16 protein-coding genes are annotated in these 22,880 nt (G+C 65.2%); 11 read left to right on the top strand and 5 right to left on the bottom strand.

Annotated elements, in window-relative coordinates; all coding sequences use genetic code 11:
- On the bottom strand, window positions 1-171 hold a 171-nt coding region (locus ACFMO3_RS04590; RefSeq protein WP_376789262.1), incomplete at its 3' end, for a Uma2 family endonuclease.
- A 317-nt stretch (window positions 172-488) separates the two neighbouring features.
- Between ACFMO3_RS04590 and gltX the strand changes: the two genes are divergently transcribed.
- The 9 genes from gltX (at window position 489) to ACFMO3_RS04545 (ending at window position 12,521) form a co-directional block, all read left to right on the top strand.
- A complete protein-coding gene (gene gltX / locus ACFMO3_RS04585) occupies window positions 489-1,976 on the top strand; it encodes a glutamate--tRNA ligase (RefSeq protein ID WP_376789260.1) in 1,488 nt (495 codons plus the stop codon).
- A 64-nt stretch (window positions 1,977-2,040) separates the two neighbouring features.
- Window positions 2,041-3,078, top strand: coding sequence for a M50 family metallopeptidase (locus ACFMO3_RS04580; RefSeq protein WP_376789259.1), 1,038 nt, complete (start codon window positions 2,041-2,043; stop codon window positions 3,076-3,078).
- Window positions 3,079-3,157: 79 nt separating this feature from the next.
- Window positions 3,158-4,888 carry an alkaline phosphatase family protein gene (locus ACFMO3_RS04575; protein WP_376789258.1) on the top strand — a complete coding sequence of 577 codons (1,731 nt, stop codon included), beginning with the start codon at window positions 3,158-3,160 and terminating at the stop codon, window positions 4,886-4,888.
- A gap of 12 nt (window positions 4,889-4,900) precedes the next feature.
- On the top strand, window positions 4,901-5,800 hold the full coding sequence (locus ACFMO3_RS04570; RefSeq protein ID WP_376789257.1) for a SurA N-terminal domain-containing protein: 900 nt from the start codon (window positions 4,901-4,903) through the stop codon (window positions 5,798-5,800).
- A 92-nt stretch (window positions 5,801-5,892) separates the two neighbouring features.
- Window positions 5,893-6,738 carry a 16S rRNA (cytidine(1402)-2'-O)-methyltransferase gene (rsmI, locus tag ACFMO3_RS04565; protein WP_376789256.1) on the top strand — a complete coding sequence of 282 codons (846 nt, stop codon included), beginning with the start codon at window positions 5,893-5,895 and terminating at the stop codon, window positions 6,736-6,738.
- A 126-nt stretch (window positions 6,739-6,864) separates the two neighbouring features.
- Window positions 6,865-8,067 carry an MFS transporter gene (locus tag ACFMO3_RS04560; RefSeq protein ID WP_376789255.1) on the top strand — a complete coding sequence of 401 codons (1,203 nt, stop codon included), beginning with the start codon at window positions 6,865-6,867 and terminating at the stop codon, window positions 8,065-8,067.
- 62 nt (window positions 8,068-8,129) lie between these two features.
- Window positions 8,130-9,602 carry a TldD/PmbA family protein gene (locus ACFMO3_RS04555; RefSeq protein ID WP_376789254.1) on the top strand — a complete coding sequence of 491 codons (1,473 nt, stop codon included), beginning with the start codon at window positions 8,130-8,132 and terminating at the stop codon, window positions 9,600-9,602.
- Window positions 9,603-9,652: 50 nt separating this feature from the next.
- On the top strand, window positions 9,653-11,011 hold the full coding sequence (locus ACFMO3_RS04550) for a TldD/PmbA family protein (protein WP_376789253.1): 1,359 nt from the start codon (window positions 9,653-9,655) through the stop codon (window positions 11,009-11,011).
- A 97-nt stretch (window positions 11,012-11,108) separates the two neighbouring features.
- Entirely contained in the window at window positions 11,109-12,521 is a 1,413-nt protein-coding gene (locus ACFMO3_RS04545) for a DUF3536 domain-containing protein (RefSeq protein ID WP_376789252.1), read from the top strand.
- A 71-nt stretch (window positions 12,522-12,592) separates the two neighbouring features.
- On the opposite strand, the gene tsaA is transcribed toward ACFMO3_RS04545, so the two are convergent.
- From tsaA to ACFMO3_RS04530, 3 genes are all read right to left on the bottom strand, one after another.
- Window positions 12,593-13,006: a tRNA (N6-threonylcarbamoyladenosine(37)-N6)-methyltransferase TrmO gene (tsaA, locus tag ACFMO3_RS04540; RefSeq protein ID WP_376789251.1), complete on the bottom strand. Its 414-nt coding sequence runs from the start codon at window positions 13,004-13,006 to the stop codon at window positions 12,593-12,595.
- A 302-nt stretch (window positions 13,007-13,308) separates the two neighbouring features.
- Window positions 13,309-15,621 (bottom strand): sodium-translocating pyrophosphatase, encoded by a 2,313-nt coding sequence (locus ACFMO3_RS04535; RefSeq protein ID WP_376789250.1) that lies wholly within the window; start codon window positions 15,619-15,621, stop codon window positions 13,309-13,311.
- 195 nt (window positions 15,622-15,816) lie between these two features.
- Window positions 15,817-17,763, bottom strand: a complete 1,947-nt coding sequence (locus tag ACFMO3_RS04530; RefSeq protein ID WP_376789249.1) for an Nramp family divalent metal transporter — start codon at window positions 17,761-17,763, stop codon at window positions 15,817-15,819.
- A 310-nt stretch (window positions 17,764-18,073) separates the two neighbouring features.
- Here ACFMO3_RS04530 and ACFMO3_RS04525 point away from each other — a divergent pair, with 310 nt between their 5' ends.
- Both ACFMO3_RS04525 and rfbD read left to right on the top strand, forming a co-directional pair.
- Window positions 18,074-19,717, top strand: coding sequence for a thiamine pyrophosphate-binding protein (locus ACFMO3_RS04525; protein ID WP_376789248.1), 1,644 nt, complete (start codon window positions 18,074-18,076; stop codon window positions 19,715-19,717).
- A 57-nt stretch (window positions 19,718-19,774) separates the two neighbouring features.
- The gene (rfbD, locus tag ACFMO3_RS04520) at window positions 19,775-20,626 is read left to right on the top strand and encodes a dTDP-4-dehydrorhamnose reductase (RefSeq protein WP_376789247.1); all 852 of its coding nucleotides are present in this window, start codon (window positions 19,775-19,777) and stop codon (window positions 20,624-20,626) included.
- Window positions 20,627-20,636: 10 nt separating this feature from the next.
- Here rfbD and topA read toward each other — a convergent pair whose 3' ends face one another.
- Window positions 20,637-22,817, bottom strand: a complete 2,181-nt coding sequence (gene topA / locus ACFMO3_RS04515; protein WP_376789246.1) for a type I DNA topoisomerase — start codon at window positions 22,815-22,817, stop codon at window positions 20,637-20,639.
- Window positions 22,818-22,880 lie beyond the last annotated feature (63 nt).

The following is a 22,880-nucleotide window of genomic DNA, read 5'->3' as shown; positions in this document are numbered from 1 at the left end:
CGGGCGCAGCGCCTCCCACGAAGCCTCCGGGGAAAACAACGAGCCGTCCGGAAGCCGAAAACCCGTCGAGGAATCAAACTCCACCCCCAGACCAGTCCGCCGATTCCACTCCCGAAGCTGCCCAAAAACCTCCCCGCCGCGCCGCCCGCTTTCCAGGCCGGGAGGGGTCACGATCAGCCTCCCGTCCGCTCGAATGGATACCCCGGGTTCCGCTCCGACAGCTCCCGCAGCTCCTCATCCGTCACCCAATGCAGCAAGTCCAGCCGGATCCCCATCCCCCACCTCCCCCGAATCCGGGATCTCCTGATACGGGAGAATCGACGGGCGAGCGGCAAGATGACTCCCATCCTGCATGGACGCGGGAGTTCTCACTGGCCGTATCCCGCTCTGAAATCCCGGTGAGCAGGCTCTTCCTGGGCTACAATATCATCGGCAAAAGCCATGGGAAGGCAATGAACCTGGTTCCAAGCAGCGGAGGTAAATCTCGGATGAGCGTACGCGTTCGCTTTGCCCCAAGCCCGACCGGGTTCCTGCATGTCGGAGGGGCCCGCACGGCGTTGTTCAACTGGCTCTTCGCCCGCCACCATGGCGGGCAGTTCATCCTGCGGATCGAGGACACAGATCGCAAGCGGCTTATCCCCGGCGCGCTGGAGGATATCCTGGACTCCCTCCGGTGGCTGGGCCTGGATTGGGATGAGGGGCCCGATGTCGGAGGGCCTTACGGTCCTTACATCCAATCCCAGCGGCTGGAGATCTACCAGGAGCATGCCCATCGCCTGGTTGCGATGGGACACGCTTACTACTGCTTCTGCTCCGAGGAGCGCCTGGAGCGGTTGCGCCGCGAGCAGGAGGCCCGCAAACAGCCTACCGGTTACGACCGGTTCTGCCGTTACAACGTCTCGCCCGAGGAAGCCCAGCACCGTATCGCCGCCGGAGAGCCTTACGTGATCCGCCTGAAGGCCCCCTTGGAAGGGACCACCACCTTTCGCGACCTGGTGCATGGCGAGATATCGGTGCAGAACCGGACGCAGGATGACTTTGTGCTGTTGAAGTCAGACGGCTACCCGACCTATCATCTGGCGAACGTAGTGGACGATCACCTCATGCGCATCACCCATGTGATGCGGGCGGACGAGTGGATCCCCAGCACCCCGCGGCATATCCTGCTCTATCGGGCCTTCGGCTGGGAGCCTCCGCAGTTCGCCCATCTGCCTATCATCCTGAGCCCCACCGGCAAAGGGAAGATGAGCAAGCGGATGCTGCAGGAGCAGGGGCGCTGGGAGACGGCAGTCTTCGTCCGGGATTTCCGGGAGGAAGGCTATCTGCCGGAGGCCTTGGTGAATTTCCTGGCGCTGACCGGCTGGGCCTACGACGACAAGACCGAGCTGTTCACGGTGGAGGAACTGATCGAAAAGTTCGACATCTCCGGCATCAACCCCAAACCGGCGGCCTTCAACTACGAGAAGCTGGAGTGGATGAACGGCGTCTACATCCGCCGCCTGACGGTGGAGGCGCTGGCGGATCGCTTGCGTCCCTACCTGGAGGCCCTGGACCTGCGCCCGGACCCCGAGACGCTCCGCAGGGCGATCCCGCTGATCCAGGAGCGCATTAAGACCCTCCGAGAGGGCGCGGAGATGCTGGAGTTCCTCTGGCGGGAGGAGATCTCCCCCACGCTGGAGGATCTGGTGCCGAAGGGAAACACTCCAGAGGAGGTCCGGACCTGGCTGGCGGAAGCCTCGCAGGTGCTGGAGCGCCTTCCGGAATTCACCCATGAGGCGATCGAGGCCGCCCTGCGCGGGCTAGCGGATCGCCTGGGGGTGAAGGCGGGCACACTGTTCATGGCGATCCGGGTGGCGGTGACCGGCCGGCGAGTCACCCCACCGCTTTTTGAGTCCATCGCTTTGCTGGGCCGCCCGCGGACGCTGGCTCGCCTAGAAGGAGCGATCCGCCTGCTGGAACGGGTTCCTTCGTCTTGATCGGGGGAAGTGGGCAGTCGGCTGATCCAGCATCCTGGAGCGCACCCGAAAAAAGGGGGAGCCGTTGAAACCCCGTTCCTTCACCCTGCACCTGTTCACGCTCGCCGGGACGCCGGTCCGGATCCACTGGAGCCTGATCGCGGTGCTGGCCCTTGCCATGCTGGGCGCGGGCGCGCTGGGAGGATGGCGAGCTGCTCTCCGTCAGGGGCTCTGGTGGGGTCTCCTGTTCGGTCTTGTGCTGTTGCACGAGATCGGCCATCTAATGGCCGCTCGCTTGCTCCGCATCCCTGTTTCCTCAATCCTCCTATGGCCGCTGGGAGGGTTCACGGCGGTGCGGTTGCCGGCCGGCCGCTTCGGCACGGAGTTCGTCATCGCCCTGGCTGGCCCGGCGGTGAACCTCCTGATCGCCGTGAGCCTCAGCGTAATGGGCATGGGGGGAAGTGCCATCAGGAGCCCGGGGGAGCACTGGAGCCTCGGGTCCATCCTATGGATGTTCAATCTCCTCCTGGGGGTTTTCAATCTGCTGCCGGTGTTTCCGCTGGACGGCGGGCGGATTCTGCGCAGCCTGCTGGCCATGGGGTTTGGGGAAGGACGAGGGACCCAGCTCGCGTTGCGGGTGAGCCAAGCCAGCACAATGGGCATCGGCGGGCTAGCAGTCTGGCAGTTCATGCATCAGGATCCCGGAGGGTTGGTGACGATGACAGTGGCGATGTGGCTATTCGGTCAGACGCTGCAGGAAACGCGCCTGCTTCGCCGCCACGAGCATCTCCAGCGGACCCCCGTGGCCCCCTATCTACAGCCGATCCGGATCGCCATCAACGATCGCCTCGCCCTTCCGGCAGCCCGTCGTTTGCTGGCCCATAGCGGGCAGCCGCTCCTCCCGGTGGAATCCGCTGGTCGGTGGGCGGAGGGCCTCTTCCGGGATCCAGAAGGGATTCGACGGCGAAAACTGGCGATCGTGGATGGGGAGAGCTCCATCGCCTTCGCCTGGTCCTGCCTAGTCCAAGGCGAAGAGCCAGGCCTGCTGGTGCTTCGCAATGGTCGGCCCATCGGCTGGCTTGCCCGGGAGCGGGTGGAATCTCTCCTTCAGGACAGCCTATAAGCGGGGGTTCTTCTCCGCCGCGATCCCTGGCCCCAGAGTGGGTGCAAGGAGTTCGAGAGAAGAAGATCGATCTAGCACGATGAAGCGGATCCTCCGGTGGGTTTACCGAGCGAAATATCGCCTCCTGGGTCGGCGGATGGGACAGCCAGAGGCCCTGCCGACCCTCGAGCGGGGCCTGGTGCTGATCCAGATCGATGGGCTCTCTTTCCTTCATTTGCAACGTGCCCTGCAGGAGGGCCGCATGCCGTATCTGGCCCGCCAGATCCGCAAGGGGCGTTTTCAAGTCGCGCCGTGGTTCGCCGGTTTCCCCACCACAACCCCGGTGGTGACCGCCGCGCTGCTCTACGGCCAGCTGGATGCGATCCCGGGGTTCCGATGGTATGAGCGGATGCGAAGGGAGCCGGTGGTGATGAAGCGGCCAGCGCACGTCCGTCGAGTCGCCGCACGATTGCGGTCCGGAGGGGGGAGCGGGTTGCTCCGGGGCGGCGCCTGTTACGCCAGCTTGTTCGATGGAGGGGCGGAGCGCACCGTTTTCACTTTGAGCACGATGGGTCTGCCCGGACTGCTGAGCGGTGTGCAGGGACTGGGCCTTTTCCTGATGGTGCTGCTGAACCCGGGGCGGATCTGGCGGATCCTCCGGATGGTGGCCCGGGACATCCTGGACGAATTGTGGTATGGGATCCGCTCCTGGGAAGCCGGGTGGCGGTTCCTGCGAGACCCGACCGGGCTGTTTCGGACCGCGTTTCTGGCCTTGGGAAGCGCCCTGCTCCACGAGCTATTGACCTTCAGCCTCAGCATGGATATCCATCGGGGGATCTCCCCCCTGTATGCGATTTACGTCCTGTATGACGAGGCTGCGCATCGCTACGGCCCGGACCATCCGGTGGCCTTCCGAGCCCTGCGCCGGCTGGACGCTTATCTGCGGGAGATCGATCGGATGGCCGGGTTCGCCCGGCGCCCCTACGATCTTTACATCTTCTCCGACCATGGCATGACTCCTTCGGAGCCCTTCGCCCGACGCTTCGGACGAAGCCTGGGAGATTTTGTCCGAGAGTATATGGTTCAACCGGTAACCCTGGATGAGAGGGTGGAACCGGATGATCGGCGCTGGCGGTCGTGGCGATACTTGATGGTGGAGATGCGCGGCCTGGAGCGAACCCTCTCCCCCCGCGGCGCTCAGGTGGTCCGGGCAGCTCGGGCCTATGTGCAGCGACAGGCTCCACGCCCCCACGAGGGAGAGGGCGGCCCCTTCGGGCGTCGGGCGGACGTCGTGGTTCGGGCCTCTGGACCCCTGGCCCATCTTTACATCACAGCCGCCCCGCACCCTCTGTCGTTGAGCGAGATCGCCGTTCAATGGCCGCGCCTGCTCGATGCCTTGATCGAGCATCCAGGGATCGGCCTGGTCATCGGGCGGGAAGGCGAAGACGTGTTTCTGATGGGCCGGTATGGAGCGCACGTCATCCGCGCCGATGGCCGGTCCTCGATCTACGGCCAGGATCCCTTAACGGATCCGGAGCGCATGGCGCCGGAGGGACGCTGGCTGGATGGGGAACGGATCGTTCAGGAGCTGGCCCGCCTGGCACGGTTGCCCGATAGCGGCGATCTCATCCTCCTGGGAGCCTGGGATGGCCAGGCGGTGATCACCTTTGAGGATCAGCGCGGAACGCACGGGGGGTTGGGCGGGGCGCAAGAGATTGCCTTCCTGGTTTTCCCCGCGGATCGACCGCTGCGCCCTCAGGGATGGCGCGATGCTCGGGATTTTCACGCTTATCTGAGCGAAACATATCAGAGGACGTCCCTGCCGGATTAAGGAGGAGAGCGCATGAAAAAATCGACGGTGATGCTTCTAACGCTCATTGCGGCGGCCTGCACGCCCGCTCCGGCGCTCACGCCGACCCTTTCGCCGCCGGCCGCCGCAACGCCAACCCCTGCGCTGGCGGCCCGCGTGAACGGCACGCCGATTTTCCTTCAGGAGTTCGAGAAGCGAGTGGCTGCATATGAACGCGAGTGGATCCGCAATGGTCTGGATCCCCAGTCCGGGGAGGGACGACAGCGCCTGGCCCAGCTTCCCCGCCAGATCCTGGAGGGGATGATTGAGGAGATTCTGATCCAGCAGCATGCCGCGGCGCTGGGGATCACGGTATCCCCGGCGGAGGTCGAGGCCACCATGCGCCAGTTAACCGAGGAAAGCGGCGGGGTCGAATCGTTCCGCCAGCGGCTGGCCTCCATGGGGATGACTGAGGAGGAATTCCGGCGCAATCAGGAGACGGCCATCCTGGCTCAGAAAGTCTTCGAGCGCCTGACCGCCGATATCCCGGCGGCGGCCGAGCAGGTTCACGCCCGACATATCCAGGTGGCCCGGGAGGACATCGCCCGTCAGCTGCTGGCCCGCCTACAACATGGGGAAGATTTCATCGAGCTGGCTCGACAATATTCCGAGAACGAAGCTACCCGGGATCTGGGAGGCGACCTGGGGTGGTTCGCCCGGGGAACCCTGGCGATCCCAGAGCTGGAGGAGGCGGCTTTTGCCATTCCTCCGGGTCAGGTTGTGCTGGTAAAAACCCCCCATGGCTATCACTTGCTCCTGGTGGTGGAGAAAGATCCCGCCCGACCGCTCTCCGAAGATCAGAAGGATCTGCTCCGCCAGAGGCGGATCCGGGAACAGCTCCAGGCCTGGCGGGCCGAAGCACGGGTGGAGATCTTTATCCCCCTTTCCCCTTGAGGGATCCCTCCGGTTGTCATTCCAGGCAATTGAGGGCATGCCGTTATCCGGCATGCCCTTTTCGCCTGGATCGGCGGAACCGGGAGGTGCGGATGGGGACGCTGTATGTGGTGGGCACGCCCATCGGCAACTTGGAGGATATCACGCTGCGCGCCCTGCGGGTGCTGCGGGAATGCGCCCTGATCGCTGCGGAGGACACGCGCCGGACCCGCATCTTGCTGGAGCATTACGGGATCCATACCCCGATGATCAGCTATTTCGAACACAACGAGCCGGTGCGCATCCCCCAGGTTCTGGAGGCCCTGACTCGGGGCGACGTGGCGTTGGTTTCGGAGGCCGGGATGCCCGGCCTTTCGGATCCGGGCTTCGCGCTGATCCGCGCCGCGCTGGATCGGGGCTTCCCCGTGGTGCCCGTCCCCGGACCCTCCGCCCCGGTGACAGCCCTGGTGATCTCCGGACTCCCGGCGGATCGCTTCGTTTTCCTCGGCTTTCTGCCACGCAAGCCCGGAGCACGACGGCGGCTGCTCGCGGAAGTCGCCGCTCTTCCCTGGACCCTGGTGGCCTTTGAAGCCCCTCACCGCCTCCAGGAGTCCCTTCGGGATATCCTGGAGATTCTGGGGGATCGCCCCATGGCGGCGGCCCGCGAGCTGACCAAGCTCCATGAGGAAATTCGCCGGGGCACCGTGCGGGAGATCCTGGAGCACTTCACCCAGGTGGAGCCCCGGGGGGAGTTCACCCTGGTCATCGCCGGAGCGCCCGAGGAGGTCCCACGGTGGGAGGAAGAGGAAGTGCGAAGCCGCCTTCAGGAGCTGCTCGCCGCCGGAATGCCACCGGCGCAGGCGGCCCGAGAGCTCGCGCGGGCTTCCGGATGGCCGCGCCCGGTGATCTATCGGATGGCCCTGGCCCTTCGAGGGGCATCCCACCGATCCGACATCTGACAAAAGGGAAGAACCACCGGTCCGAGGGGTCAAGGGGGAAGAGAGAACCCGCTTTTTGAGGATCCTAGGTGTCCTGCAAGGTCCCAACCAGCCCGCCAGGCCTTCACCGGAACGGAGTTTTCTCCCATGGAGCCTGCCTCCTCCACATCGTGGCGGATGATCCGGCTATTGATGCTCTCGGAAATCCTCTGGGCGCTGGGGGAGGGCCTCTTTTTCTATCTGATCCCCGTATATCTGCAGGAACTGGGAGCCACCCCGTCCGAGATCGGGATGGCCGTGGGGATCGGGGAGCTGATCCTGACCGCGATCTACCTCCCGGTCGGCTGGGTAACGGACCGCTTCCCCCACAAGCCGTTGATGCTGGGCGGATGGCTCGCCGGGCTGATGGGGGTCCTGACGATGGCGGGGGCCGCCGACTGGCGTACATTCGTCCCGGGCCTGACGCTCTACCTGATATCGGGCTACTGCCTTCCCATTATCAACGCCTATGTCGCCCGCATGGCCGGCCCGATCCCGCTGGAGCGCGCCTTCCCGCTGCTGAGCGCCAGCTATGCGCTGGGCGGCGTTCTGGCGCCCGCCATGGGCGGATGGCTGACTCCGCAATGGGGAATGCGCCGGGTGCTCCTGGTGAGCGCGGGGCTGTTTTCCCTCTCCACCCTCGCCGCCATACGCCTCCCTGCCGATCCTCCCCCTCAACGCCCCGGTCATCGAAGCCCGGGGGAGTTCCGGCGAGGGATCCCCTGGCCGTTCGGCCTGGCCCTGTTCACGCTCTTCACCGCCGGCCAGCTGGGGCTGGTTCTGCTGCCGAATTTTCTGCAACAGCAGGGAGGATGGGCCCGGACCCATCTGGGCCTCTTCGCCTCGCTGCAAGCCCTCGGGGCCATTGTGCTGGGCCCCATACTGGGCCGATGGGATGAAAGGCGCGCCCGGCCCATCGGGTTGCTGAGCGCATGGGGAATGGGCTGGATCGCTTTCGCGCTGCTCCAGATCGGATTCCGGCATCTTCCGATCGTGAGCGGGGCGATGTTCCTTCTGGGAGGCATGTATGCGGGCTATTCCCTGGCCGCGGCCCGCATCCTGCGCTTGGCTTCCCAGGAGACCCGGGCCACGTCCTCCGCGCTGGTTCATACCGCTCGCAGCCTGGCCATGACGCTGGCGGCCCCACTGGCTGGGCTCATGTTCACGCTGGAGCCCGCCTATCCGCTGCGAGCCGCCGGGCTGGCGATCCCCCTGGCGATGGGCGCCGTCTTTTGGACAGGAAGGCTGATCCCAGGGGAGGAGGCGGTTTCACCCGGACAAGCTTGGGAGGAAGGAAGGCCTCGCCTATAATACAGGCGCACGGGTTTCCGCCGCCGGCCCTCCCTCGAAACCCCACTCGGAAGGAGGCGAACGTGAAGGAGCTCCTGGAGCGGGCATTGAACGCCGCGCAGCTGAAAGGCGCATCCTACGCGGATGTCCGCCTGGTCCACCGCACCGAGCAATCCCTGCTGGTCCGCAACGGCGTGGTCCAGGGCATCAGCCAGCTCGAAGACATGGGCTTGGGGGTCCGGGTGATCGCGGACGGCGCGTGGGGGTTCGCCTCCAGCGCCCGGCTGACGCTGGAGGAAGCCGAGCGGATCGCCGAGCGGGCAGTTCAGATCGCGAAGGCCAGCGCCCTCTTTAAGAAGGAAGACGCGGACATCGGCCCTCCGGTCGTCCAGCGAGGGACCTATCGGACGCCGGTGCAGATCGATCCGTTCACCATCCCCATGGAGAAGAAGCTGGAGGTCCTAATGGCCGCCGACGCGGCGATGCAAGCGGTGAAGGGGATCGCCGCCACCGAGGCAGAGATGGTGTTCCTCCGCGAGCGCAAGATCTTCGCCAGCACCGAGGGATCATGGATTGAGCAGGAGATCATCGAGTCGGGCTGTGGCATTGAGGCTCTCGCCGTGGGGCCCGATGAGGTCCAGCGCCGATCCTATCCGAACTCCGTGGGCCGTCATCAAATGACCCGGGGGTGGGAGTTCATCGAGGAATGCGACCTGCCAGGCCACGCGCCGCGCATCGCGGAGGAAGCAGTCGCGTTGCTCAGCGCCGATCCATGCCCCGACACCGTGACCACGGTGATCCTGGGAGGCTCCCAAGTGGCCCTGCAGATCCATGAGTCATGCGGGCATCCCATCGAGCTGGATCGCGTTTTCGGGACAGAGGCGGCTTATGCGGGGACCTCCTTCCTAACCCCGGAGAAACTGGGGACCTTCCGCTACGGCTCGGAGGTGGTGAACATCACGGCGGACGCCACACTACCCGGGGGCCTGGGGACCTTCGGGTGGGACGATGAAGGAGTTCCGGCCCAGCGCGTGGATATTGTGAAGGAGGGCCTCTTCGTCGGCTACATGACCTCCCGGGAGACCGCCCGACAGCTGTTGAAGCTGTTGGGCCCTTCCCCTTACGTGACCGGCCTCTCGAACGGAACCATGCGGGCTTCTGGATGGAACCGCATCCCCCTGATCCGCATGACGAACGTGAACCTTCTTCCAGGGACATGGCGCCTGGAGGATCTGATCGCAGACACTGAGGAAGGGATCTTCATGGACACCAATCGCTCCTGGAGCATCGATGACAAGCGATTGAATTTCCAGTTCGGCTGCGAGATCGCCTGGGAGATCAAAGGGGGGAAGTTGACTCGCATGCTGAAGAACCCGATTTACACCGGGATCACGCCGGAGTTCTGGCGCTCCTGCGATGCGGTATGCAACGCCGATCATTGGGTGATCTGGGGGACGCCAAACTGTGGCAAGGGGCAGCCTTCGCAGCTGGCCCACACCGGCCACGGGGCCGCCCCCGCCCGCTTTCGGAACGTGCGGGTGTTCAGCCGCAAGTAGGAAGCGAGACGGCCGGTCCCCAGACGATGAGGATCCACAGGGAGGTGACAATGCTGGGCGAGTCCCAGATCCGCGAGCTTCTGGAGAAGGCCTTAACGATCTCCCCAGCGGATGAGACGGAGATCGTCTTGGAAGCCCACGATAGCGCCCTGACCCGCTTCGCGAACAACATCATCCATCAGAACGTGGCGGAAGTGAACGCGGAGATCGCCGTCCGCGTGGTGGTGGGGAAACGGGTGGGCTCGGCGATCACCAACCGTCTGACGGAGGAAGCCCTCGAGCGGGCAATCGAGGAGGCAGTGGCCATCGCCCGGCTGCAGCCGGAAAACCCGGCGTTCCCGGGCCTTCCAGACCCGGCGCCCATTGAGCCGGTTCTCGCCTTCGATGAGGCGGTGGCGGGCGCCACGCCGGAATGGCGGGCGCGCGCCGTCGGGGCCGTCTGTCGCATGGCGGAATCCGTGGGAGCCAGCGCGGCGGGCGCGCTCTCCACCGAGATCTACGAGCTGGCTGTGGCGAACTCCCGGGGGGTGTTCGCCTACCACGTTGGCACCGAGGCCCATTTCACCACCGTCGTGATGTGCGATGAGGGGTCCGGGTATGCCCATCGGGCCGCCTGGCGTCTGACCGATCTGCATGTGGAAGCCCTGGGCCGCTCCGCGATCGAAAAGGCCCTGCGAAGCCGGAACCCCCGCCCGATTGAGCCGGGGGTGTATCCGGTTGTCCTGGAGCCCTACGCGGTGGATGATATCCTCTCCTGGCTGGGCTACGCGGGCGCCGGCGCGTTGGCCGTCCAGGAAGGCCGATCGTGGATGAACGATCGGATCGGCCGCCCGCTGATGTCCCCCTTGGTGACCATCTGGGACGACGGTCGAGATCCGGCAGGGTTACCGCTTCCGTTCGATTTTGAGGGAGTCCCTCGCCAGCGCGTGGTCATCGTGGAGAAGGGCGTTCCCCAGAGCCCGGTCTACGATACCATCACCGCCGCCCGGGAGGGCCGGCATTCCACCGGTCACGCCCTCCCCCGCTCCCGCCCCCAGACGGCCAGCCTGGGGCCCATTCCCCTTCACCTGTTTATGGCCCCCGGTGAGGCGACGCTGGAAGAGATGATCCGCCAGGTGGATCACGGCCTTTATATCACCCGGTTCTGGTATACCCGCCTGGTCCATCCGCGAGATTGCGTCCTGACCGGGATGACCCGGGATGGAGTGTTCTGGATCGAGAAAGGAGAGATCGCCTACCCGGTGCAGAACCTGCGATTCACCCAGGGCTACGTGCCGGCCCTGGCTCAAGTGCGGGCTGTGGGGAAGGAGCGCTGGGTGCTTTCTGAAGGGTTCGGGTTCACCTGCGTTCCGGCCCTCCTGTTGGAGGCGTTCACATTCACCGGGGTGACCGAGATGCCCGGGCGTTAAACGGGGTGCGTTCCCATCGCTACGGGGAGCGTAGGATCGCAGCGTCCCCCTGTCGATATCCGACCTGGCTGCACTTCTTCGCGTGCGGAGGTTTCCGGTGAGCGAATCGACAGCGCGGCTGGCCGTGCACGGGCATTTCTATCAGCCCCCCCGGGAGGACCCGTGGACCGGGGAGGTCCCCCCGGAGCCTGGGGCGGAGCCGTATCACGATTTCAACGAGAAGATCACGGCGGAGTGCTACCGGCCGCTGGCGGAGCGCTGCCTTTTCGAGCGGCTCAGCTTCAATATAGGGCCCACCCTGATCGCCTGGCTGGCCCGACATGATCCGGAGACCTATCGGAGGATCCTGGAGGCGGATCGGGCGAACGTGGCCCGCGGCGTGGGGAACGCCATCGCCCAATCGGCCCATCACACGATCCTCCCCCTCGCCCGACGCCGCGATCGGATCACCCAGGTCTACTGGGGAATTCAATCCTTCCAGCACCGCTTTGGCCGGCATCCCCGAGGGATGTGGCTGCCAGAGATGGCCGTGGATCTCACCACCCTGGAGGTGCTGGCCGAGGCCGGCCTGACCTTTACCATCCTTTCATCCGAGCAGGTGCGAGGGGAACTCACCCAGGGCGCCGGGCCATATCGGGTCCGCCTGGAAGCCAACGCGTATTTCACGGTTTTCGTCCGGGATCGCGACCTCTCGAATCAGGTCTCCTTCGCGATGCCCTCCCTGGGGCCAGCGGACCGCTGGGCGCAGGAGGTCCTGCGAGGCCGGCGCGATCTGACATTGCTGGCAATGGATGGGGAGACCTTCGGCCATCATCACCGGGAAGGGGTGGGCTTCCTGGAACGCCTGCTCCACCCGCAGGCCGCTGCCTATGAAGTCGTAACCCTCACTGAGTATCTGCGGGCGCATCCGCCCGTGGAGGAAATCGAGGTGATCCAGAACACGGCCTGGAGCTGTTCCCATGGCCTGGCTCGCTGGAGCACGGGATGCAACTGCACCCCCGGGGATTCGCGGTGGAAGGCGATCCTCCGGGCAGCGATGGATCTGCTTTCGGAGGAGATCGACGCCGCCTATCTGGACCTGGCCCACGGGCGCGTTGAGAATCCGTGGCGGCTGCGGGACGAGTATATCCATGTGGTCCTGGGGGTGATGGACGCCGGCTCGCTCCTGCGGGGATTCGCCGATCGCCCCCTTTCCACCGAGGTTGAGCAGCGCCTGCTGTGGGCCCTTCAGGCCCAGGTCCACCGCCAACGTATGTTTGCCAGCTGCGGCTGGTTCTATGCGGATCTGGACAGCCTGGAGCCCCGCCTGGTGATCCGCCAGGCAGCCCGGGCCATCGAGCTGATCCATGAAGCGACCGGGATCGATCTGAGCGAGGGATTCCGCCGGGCCCTGGCGCTAGCCCGAAGCGAGCGCACCGGCAAGACCGGCGCCCAGATCTTCGATGAGATCTGGAACAGCCGGCCTTCGGGGCTTCGGAGCGAAAGCCCCCCATCGGGGCTCTCCCTATGACGCAAAGGCGAGGGATGAAGCTCCCAGCTTCCTCGCCCGCCCTGTCCACAAGAGAATGCCCTCCCCCCAGCTCAGGGATCCGGAGGCCGATCCAGGTCCGAGGCGATCTTCAGATCCAGAATCGGAGAGCCGTCCAACGCATCCAGCCCCCGCACCCGCACAATGTGGCCTTCGATGGCCACCACCCGCACCCCCGTGAGCCCGATGGGATTGGGTCGATACGGGGAGCGGGTGGCGAAGACCCCTTTCATAGGCTGGGTGGGATCGCCTCGGGGATGCACTTTCAGGCGGATCTCCTTCACCCGGTCCAGAACGTAAATGACCATCAGCCCATCGCCCGGCTGCAAACCCTCCAGACCTTCCACGAACGCCGGATCCAGGACCAGCTCGCTCTCCTCCTGGCGCATCCCCTTCGTTTCCGTCCCCTCTGAGAAGGGGCTCCGAACATAACCAATGGCCCGGAACACCCATTCTTTCTGGCTCATGACCGCTCTCTATCGAACTGCGGCGAATTGGGTAAGAGCGGGCCATCGGCCCAAGGCCCTTGAGGTCAAATTCCTTTGACATCCCTTCACACCCCGCGTCGACGATCGCCTCGCGTGTTGCATCTTGAATCCCGGAACCGGGTCATAGGCTCCCCGGCGGGCGACGCAGGGGACCAGGTAAGCTAAAAAAAGAGGCTGGACCGATGGCCCATCGCCGTTGATCCACCCCCCTGGAAGTTTTGGCTCCCCAGAGGAGTGGAGCAGGCACCGAAGGCGACTCCTCGACTTCCGGAGCTCCTTCTTCACTGCCCCGATCCGGAAGCTGGAGCTCCTGCGAGCTCCGGCACCTCCCGCTTGCTCTGCCAGACCACCCAGAGGAGCACCGCCAGGAGCACTCCCACTGCGGCGCTGATGGCCAGCAGGGTTCCCAGGGTGAGCACGCCCCGGAACTGAACGATGATCGGCGCGGCCAGCACGGAGACCAGATTCACCGCCTTGATCATTGGGTTGATGGCCGGGCCGGCGGTGTCCTTCAACGGATCCCCGACGGTGTCGCCGACCACGCTGGCCTTGTGGCGTTCGCTTCCTTTGCCCAGGTTGCGGGCAGGATCGCGGGGCTCGTTCTCCACACGCTTTTTGGCATTATCCCAGGCTGCCCCGGCGTTGGCCATGAAGACCGCCAGCAGCTGCCCCACCAGGATGGACCCCGCCAGGAAGGCACCGAGGGCCTCCACCTGGAGCACCAAGCCCACCACCAGCGGGGTAGCCACCGAGAGCAGCGCCAAGGAGAGGAGCTCCTTCTGGGCTGCCAGGGTGCAAATCGAAACCACCCGGGCGTAGTCGGGTTTCACCGTTCCCTCCAGGACCCCCGGGATGCGGAACTGACGTCGCACCTCCTCCACGATCAGAGTAGCCGCACGGCTTACGGCCCGGATCGCAAAGGAGGAGAAGAGCCACGGCAGCGCCCCGCCCAGCAGCAGGCCCACGAACACCAGGGGATAATCGATCCGGATCCCGACATCCTGCAGGGTGGGCTTCTGCCCGAGCTGGGCCTGGACCTTACTGACATCCGTGAGGTAAGAGCCGAAGAGGGCCACGGCGGCGATCACGGCGGTTGCAATCGCCAGGCCCTTGGTGGTGGCCTTCGTGGTGTTGCCCACCGCATCCAGATCCGCCAGCACCTCCTGGGCCGATTCCTCGAGCCCGGCCATCTCCGCGATCCCGCCGGCGTTGTCGGTCACCGGGCCGTAGGAATCCATCCCCACCACGTTGCCGGTGAGCATCAGCAGCCCGATGCCGGTAAGGGAGATCCCATAGAGCACATAGACCGGCGGCAGGCCCCAGTAGATCAGTGTGGAGGTAGCGATGGTGAGGGCGATGACCCCAATCGACCACACCGTGGATTCATAGCCCACGGCCAGGCCACTGAGGATCGTGGTGGCCGGACCCGCGCGGGTGGCCTTCTCGATCTCGCCCACCGGAGCCCGCTCGGTGCTGGTGAAGTAATCCGTCAGCCGCTCAATGACGATGGAGAGAATCAACCCCACCGTCGTTGAAGCCACCACCCGCCAGTCCTTCGCGTAGAGCAGGCCGATCGTTCCGAAGCCCAGGAAGGAGAGAACGGCTCCAATGAAGAAGCCCCGGCTGATGGCCCGCAGCGCGTCCCCCCGGCGGCCGGCCACGCCCCCCACCGCGTATGTGCTGAGGATAGAGGCGATCACCCCCACCGCGCGGGCCAGCAGCGGGAAGATGATCCACACCATCGAGTGGTTCGGATCGACTGCGCGGACGGCCAGGCCGAGGATCATCGCCGAGACCATGGTGACCTCATAGGACTCGAAGATGTCCGCGGCCATTCCGGCGCAGTCGCCCACGTTATCGCCCACCAGATCCGCCACCACCGCCGCGTTGCGAGGGTCATCCTCCGGGACGTCCATTTCCACCTTGCCGACCAGGTCTGCCCCCACGTCCGCGGCTTTGGTATAGATGCCGCCGCCCACCCGCATGAACAGGGCCAGCAGCGTCCCGCCGAACCCAAAGCCCAGGAGGGCATCCGGCGCGGCGATCCCGAAAATCAGAAAGATGATGGAGCCACCCAGCAGCCCTAGGCCGTTGGTCAGCATCCCCGTAATGGTGCCGGCTCGATAGGCCAAGCGCAGGGCCGCCTCATACCCACGGGTCCGCGCGGCCTCAGCCACGCGAATGTTCCCCTGGACAGCCATCCGCATCCCCAGCTGCCCGACGGCGAGGGAGAACCCAGCGCCCAGCAGGAAAGCGACCGCCCGGCCCAGTCCCATCACCAGTCGCAAGGTGTTCTCATCCAGCTGGGGGAAGACCTCTCGCGCTTCCGGTGAAGGGGGAACGATGTAAACACTGAGGAAGAGCAACACGCTCAGGAGGCCCATGAACGGAAGGATGCTCATAAGCTGCCGGCGCAGATAGGCCTCGGCCCCCTCCCGGATGGCCCCCCAGACCTCCTGCATCTTCGGCGTGCCCTTCGGGTGGCCCATGACCTCCGTCCGGAGGATCCAGGCGAAGATCAGGCTCACCACGGCCACCCCAAGCACGGCCAGCACCGCATAGAACTCAAACGGTGTGAGCCCATGCCAGGTCATCCGCGCACCTCCCTAAGGGTTTCTACCAGCGGGGAAATGTGAGGAAAGACGCAAACCCATTCTACAAGCTTTATAAGGAAGGGTCAAGGGGAAGGGGGACCGAAAGGAAGCCACCGTCCAGCGCATCTTCGCGGAGGGTCGAGGGATCCTCCTCACGGACCGGTACACGCGGGCTGAACAGCCCCTGGCCTCCCCTTATGCGGAGGGAGAAGTCGCCCACGTGCTTTCGGTGGCTCCTTTCTCCCCCAGGTTCACGATGAGCACGTTGGCCCCCACGCGATGGCGCACACCCTCGATGGTCGTGCCATGGACCATGTCGGCCAGCCCGGCATGGCCGTGGCTCCCCATGATGAGCAAGTCCACAGCCGTCTCGTTCACCAGGCGAGCAATTTCCGGCACCGGGTGCCCCATGCCCAGGAGGCACGTGACCTCAAACCCCTGCTCCCGCAGCACCCGGGCATACATCTGCAGCCGCGCCTCGTCGCGCGCCACTTCGGAATCCGCGGCCTGAGGGCCCACGGCCCGCGCGGTCGGGCTTTCCACCACGTGGATCAGGTAGACATGCGGCCGGCTTTCCCCGGCCACCCGGACCACCTCGCGCAGCAGGCGCTCCTCCCCGCCGCTGAAGTCCAGCGCCACCGCGATGCGGCGGTAGGGGGTCGGCGGCGTCACCTGCGATGGGACCGGCACTTCGCGGTGGACGGGCGTCCACGATGGCACCCCCGCGCGGCCCAGGTAGGGATCCAGCCAGGGGCGCGCGGTGATGTAGGTGAGGAGCGCCGCCAGCGCCACAGCGGCCAGGAGGACCAAAGCCCGGACCCACCACGCTTCCGGTCCGACTGTGGCCATCCAGGCGCCGACCTCATCCACCAGCAGCTTGACATTCAGGGCCACAATCACACCGGCCACAGTCCAGGCAACGCCCTGCATCCGCCTTCCGAGGGCAAACTCCCCCATCCGCTCCCGATCCGAGACCATGTGGATGAGAGGAATCACCGCGAAGGGCAGTTGCAGAGAGAGGATCACCTGGCTGAGGACCAGCAGATCGCTGGTGGCATGTTCCCCGAAGAGGGAGATGGCGATGATTGCGGGCGTGATGGCCAGCAGGCGGGTGATGAGCCGGCGCAGCCAGGGGCGAAGGCGCAGGCTGAGATACCCTTCCATGACCACCTGGCCGGCCAGCGTGCCCGTGATCGTTGAGCTTTGCCCTGAGGCCAGGAGCCCGATGCCGAAGGCCAGTGGTGCCAGAGTCGTGCCCAGGAGGGGTTCCAGCAGGCGATAGGCCTCCTGGATCTCCGCCACTTCGCGCAGCCCGTTTCGGTAGAACACAGCCGCGGCCATGACCAGAATGGACGAGTTCACGAAGAAGGCCAGGCTTAGCGACACCGCCGAATCGATCGTGTTCCAGCGGATGGCATCCCGCAAGGACGCCTTATCGCGCTTCACCCGCCGCGTCTGGACCAGGGCCGAGTGCAGATACAGGTTGTGGGGCATGACCGTGGCGCCCAACATGCCGACGGCAATGTAGAGCGCCGTCGTATCGGGAATGGAAGGCACAAAGCCCGAGGCGAGGTCCGGCCAATCGGGCCGCGCCAGGAAGATCTCCACCAGCAGTGCCAAACCGATGGTCCCCACCAGCGACGCGACAACTGCCTCCAGCTTACGGATTCCATAGCGGGACAAGAACAAGAGGAGCAGCGTGTCGAAGGCCGTGATAAGAACTCCATACAGAAGGGGGATGCCGAACAGGAGCTGCAGGGCAATGGCGGACCCCAGCACTTCGGCCAGGTCCGTGGCGGTGATGGCGATCTCTGCCAGGAGATACAACGGGATGTTCACGAGGGGTGGATACTCCTCCCGGCAGGCCTGGGCCAGGTCCCGCCGGCTGACAATGCCTAAGCGGGCGGCCAGGCTCTGGAGAAGCACCGCCATCAGGTTGGACATGAGCAAGACCCAGATCAGGGTGTAGTTGTAGCGGCTCCCCGCCGCCAGGTCCGTCGCCCAGTTCCCCGGGTCCATGTACCCCACGGCCACCATGATCGCCGGGCCGGCCACGGCAAACCAGCGGCGCCACCAGCGGACATCCTGGAGGAGATCCACGCTTTCGTGCACCTCTTCCAGGGACACATGGGCCTTGCGCACGATCGCCTCCCGATTTCCCGGCCTCGCCTGGACCAGATATATCAGGGTATATCCCGAAGATCACCCGCTCGGAATAGAGTTGTGTTTCTCCCCTGTAAATTTAGTCGAACCTAAAAATGATGTCAAATCGTTAGCGGGTTCTCCGCTCCTCCCGGCGATCGGAGCGCTGGCTGCGCTGCTCTCTGAGCGCGGGAGGGGACGCAAGCCGGATGGCTCTCGCGGTCTCTCCTTCGGGAGCAGATCCCAGGTTGCGTTAAAATGAGGCTATGTAGATCACGCATTGATTCGAAGCCTGAGGGGAGGGAAGGAGATGTCGAGTGTGCATGGAGGGCGGCTGGTGGCCAAGGCCCTGAAGGCCGCAGGGGTGGAGGTGGTTTTCACGCTGTGTGGCGGCCATATTCTGCCCATCTACGACGGATGCCTCGACGAGGGGATCCGCATCATCGACGTCCGCCACGAGCAGGCCGCTGTCCACGCCGCCGATGCATGGGCCCGCCTGACCGGCCGGCCGGGGGTCGCAGTGGTGACCGCGGGCCCTGGGGTCACCGACAGCGTCACCGGGGTGGCCAACGCCTTCCGGGCCAACAGCCCGGTGCTGGTCATCGGCGGCCAGGGGCCCTTCGCACAGCTCGGCCGGGGCTCCTTGCAGGAGATGGATCACGTGGCGGTGATGCGGCCGATCACCAAGTGGGCCGGGGCCGTCTATGAGACCGAACGGATCCCGGAGTTCGTGGAGATCGCCCTTCGCCATGCGGTAAGCGGCCGCCCCGGCCCCGTCTTCCTGGAGATCCCCCTGGATGTCCTCTTCCGGTTCGTGGATGAGCGCCACGTGGCCTTCCCGGGTTTCGAGCGAAATGTGCCGCGGCCCGGCCCGACGAAGTCGGCGCTGGAGCACGCGGTGGCGATGCTCTCCGAAGCGGAACGACCCGTGGTGATGGCGGGGAGCGGGATCCGCTGGTGCAATGCCTATGGCACCCTCGCCCGATTCGTGGAGACGCTGGATCTTCCTTTGTTCACAAACGGGATGGCCCGAGGAACCCTCCCCCCGGATTCGCGGCAGTTTTTCCAGCACGCCCGGCGCAAGGCCTTCGCTCAGACGGACCTCCTCATCCTGGTTGGTGGGGAATTCGACTTCCGTCTGAAATTCGGGCAGGAGATCGCCTCAACAGCGCGGATCATCCACGTGGACCTGGAGCCCACGGTGATCGGGCATAACCGGCCGGTGGATCTGGGACTGGTGGGGGATATCGGGATCATCCTGGAGGAGTGGCGGCAGGCCATGCAGGCCCGCCATCCAGGCCGGCGGTGGACGGCGTGGCGGGAGGCGCTGCGGGAGATCGAGGAGACCGAGGCGGCCTTCTGGGCCCAGGGGAAGGACGCCGCGGATATCCCCATCCATCCGCTGCGATTGTGTCATGAGCTGGCCCGTTTCATAGATGACCGAACCATCGTCATCGGTGATGGGGGAGATATCGTGGCGGCCGCTTCCCGCATCCTCCCGGTTTACCGGCCGGAGAACTGGATGGATCCCGGGCCTTTCGGATGTCTGGGGATCGGGGTACCCTTCGCGATCGCGGCTCAGCTGGCTTATCCGGATCGGCGGGTGCTGGTGCTCTTCGGCGATGGGGCCTTCGGATTCAATGGTTTTGAGTTCGATACGGCAGTGCGCTTTCGCCTTCCCATCATGAGCGTGGTGGCCAACGATGCGGCGTGGAGCCAGATCCGCCGGCCCCAGCTTGAAATGGTAGGGGAAGCTCGCGCGGTGGCGACTGCCCTGGCTCCCACCCGCTATGATCGGATCGTGGAAGCCTTCGGAGGTTACGGCGAGCTGGTGGAGCGCCCGGAGGACATCCAGCCCGCTCTAACCCGAATGGCCGCTGCCGGGCGACCGGCCTGCCTGAACGTCCGCACCCAGCCACTGCCGCCTGGCCTCCTGTCGGCGCGGTATTTTTAGTCGAGGGGGAGCTACCTGCCTCCCCTTCCCCTCTTCCTCTATCGTGGAGAAGGCGCGATGCGGGTGCTTCTCACCGGTGGAACCGGGATGCTGGGGCGAGCCCTTCGGGAAATCTGGAGCTCGCAACATGAAGTGATCGCGCCACCCCATGCGGAGCTGGATCTCACCCGGCCGCCCCAGATCTTCGAAGCGGTCCGGCAGCTCCATCCGCAGCTCATCCTCCACGCCGCCGCGATTGCGGACGTGGACCGTTGCGAGTCGGATCCGGATCTCGCGTTTCGGGTGAACACGGTAGGCACCGCCTGCCTGGCCGCAGCCGCTCATGAAATTGGGGCTACCCTCATCTTCATCAGCACGGACTATGTGTTCGACGGCACGAAGGGAACTCCTTACACCGAGTTCGACACTCCCAACCCGATCAATATCTACGGACGGAGCAAATGGATGGCCGAGGAGGCCGTGCGAACCCTCTGCCCGCGGCATTTCATCGTGCGGACGGCGTGGCTCTTCGCCCCATGGGGCCGTCATTTCGTGACCCAAACCGTGGAACGCATCCAGCGCGGAGAACCCGTGGGGGGGATCGCTCAGACCAGCTCCCCTACTTCTGTGCTGGATCTCGCCCGGGGTCTTCTGTGCCTTCTGGAATATCCCGCCTATGGGGTCTATCATATGGTAAATCACGGCGCGGTCTCCCGATACGAGATGGCCCGGGTGATCCTGTCCATGCTGGGGCGAAGCCCGGAGGAGGCCGTCCGGCTGTCCGCGGTGTCCGGCCGGCGCGCCCCACGGCCGGACCGGACACCGCTGCGGAACTATGTGCTGGAGCTGCAGGGCCGCGATCCCATGCGGCCATGGACGGAAGCTCTCGCGGAATGCCTGGAACGGATGGGGCTGTCTATCGTCCTTTAGGATTCAGGATTTACGCGCCTTCGCCAGCCTCCTCCAGCTCCAGCTCCTCGAGGGAAACCATCGCCTCGCACTTCAGGCAGCGGGCGCTCTCCCGATCATCCTGCACCAGGACGCCGCCGCAGTGCGGGCAACGCACAGTCAATGGTCGCTTCCAGGTGGTGAAGTTGCACGCGGGCCAGTTGCTGCATCCATAGAAGGTGCGGCCCCGCCTGGTCTTCTTTTCCAGAAGCTCTCCGCCACACTGAGGGCATGGGATGCCCAGCTTGTTGTAGAAGGGCCGGGTGTAACGGCACTCCGGGAAGCGCGTGCAGCCCACGAACTTCCCGAAGCGGCCATAGCGGATCTGCAGCGGCGCGCCGCACTCGGGGCACTGTTCGTCCAGAAGCTCATGATCCAGGGAGATCTTCTGGATCCCGGCCAGGGCAGCCTGGAGCCGCTGTTCGAAGGGCCCATAGAACGCTCGCAGCACCTCCACCCAGTCCACTTCGCCGGCGGCGATGCGATCCAGATCCTCCTCCATCCGGGCCGTGAAGTTCACATCCATGATGTCCGGGAAATGCTGGACCAGGAGATCGGTCACCGTGATCCCCAATGGGGTGGGCACCAGGCGTTTGTCCACCCGTTCCACATACCCTCGCTGGAAGAGGGTGGAGATGATCGGGGCATATGTGCTGGGCCGGCCGATGCCATATTCCTCCAGCGCTTTGATCAGCGAGGCTTCGGTGTAGCGCGGCGGCGGCTGGGTGAAATGTTGTTCCGGCAGCACCTGCCAGAGCCGCAACCGCTCGTTAGGCTCCAGCGGCGGCAGAAGCCCGCCGCCCTCCTCTTCCTCTTCAGACCGGACATCTTCCTCACGTGCTTCCTCGTAAACCACCAGGAAGCCCGGGAAGCGGATCGCGGAACCGGTGGCCCGGAAGAGATAGCGGGGGCTCTCCAGGGCTTCCGCAGGGATCTCTCCGTTGGCGATCAGCGAGCGGGGCACCGCCACGATCTCCACCGCCATGGTGTCCAGGATGGCGGGGGCCATCTGGCTGGCCACGAACCGTTTCCAGATCAGCTCGTAGAGGCGATATTGATCGCGATCCAGATAGGGCTTCACAGACTCCGGCGTCCGGAACACCGAAGTGGGGCGAATGGCCTCATGGGCCTCCTGGGCAATCCGGGCTCGGGTCTTGTAGACCGGAGGCTCGGGAGGGAGCAGCTGCTCCCCATAGGTCTGGGCGATGAAACGGCGGGCCTCCTCTTGAGCGAGAGGGGAGATGTTCGTGGAGTCCGTGCGCATATAGGTGATGAGGCCGACGGAACCCTCCTCGCCCAGGGGCAGGCCCTCGTAAAGCTGCTGGGCGACGGCCATCGTGCGCCGGGCCGTGAAGCCCAGGCGTCGGGAGGCCTCCTGCTGCATCGTGCTGGTGGTGAACGGGGCAGCCGGCCGCCGCCGGCGCTCGCCCTTCTTGACACTGATCACCACGTAGAGAGCATCCCTCAGCTCCTCCACCAGCGGGCGCACCTGCTCCTCGTTCTGGAGCTCAGGCTCGGCCCCCCGATAGCGAACCAGGCGGGCGCGGAAGGTCCGATCCTCATTGAGTTTGCTCAACTCCACGGCGATGGTCCAGTATTCCTCCGGGACGAAGGCCTGGATCTCCCGCTCCCGCTCGACGATGAGTCGCAGGGCCACCGACTGTACCCGGCCGGCGGAAAGGCGCCCGCGAACTTTCTCCCAGAGCAGCGGGCTCAGCTTATAGCCCACCAGGCGGTCCAAGATGCGCCGGGCCTGCTGGGCGTTCACCAGCTGCATATCGATGCCCCGGGGATGGGCGAAGGCCTCTCGGATCGCCGGCTCCGTAATCTCGTGGAAGACCACCCGGCGCAGCTTCGAGGCCGGGATGTTCGCCACCTCGGTCAGATGCCAGGCGATGGCCTCCCCCTCGCGATCCGGGTCGGTGGCCAGATAGACTTCCGCCGCCTCCTTCACGGCCTCCCGCAGCTCCCGGACCACCGCCTGCTTCTCCTTCGGCACCCGATAAGTGGGCTTGAATTCGTTCTCGATATCCACCGCCAGCTGGGATTTCAGCAGGTCCCGCACGTGTCCGATGGACGCTTTCACTACGAAACCCCGGCCCAGGATGCGGCCTACCGTGCGGGCCTTGGCAGGGGATTCCACGATGACCAGCCGTGTGCCTTTCTCCGCCATTTTCTTCCCTCCAAACCTTATCCCTGCAGGTAAAAGAATATGGGCCATTTATCCGGACGAAAC

This window comes from Thermoflexus sp. (genome assembly GCF_042408815.1).
Classification (GTDB): Bacteria; Chloroflexota; Anaerolineae; order Thermoflexales; family Thermoflexaceae; genus Thermoflexus.
This window is presented reverse-complemented; position numbering and strand designations above follow the sequence as displayed.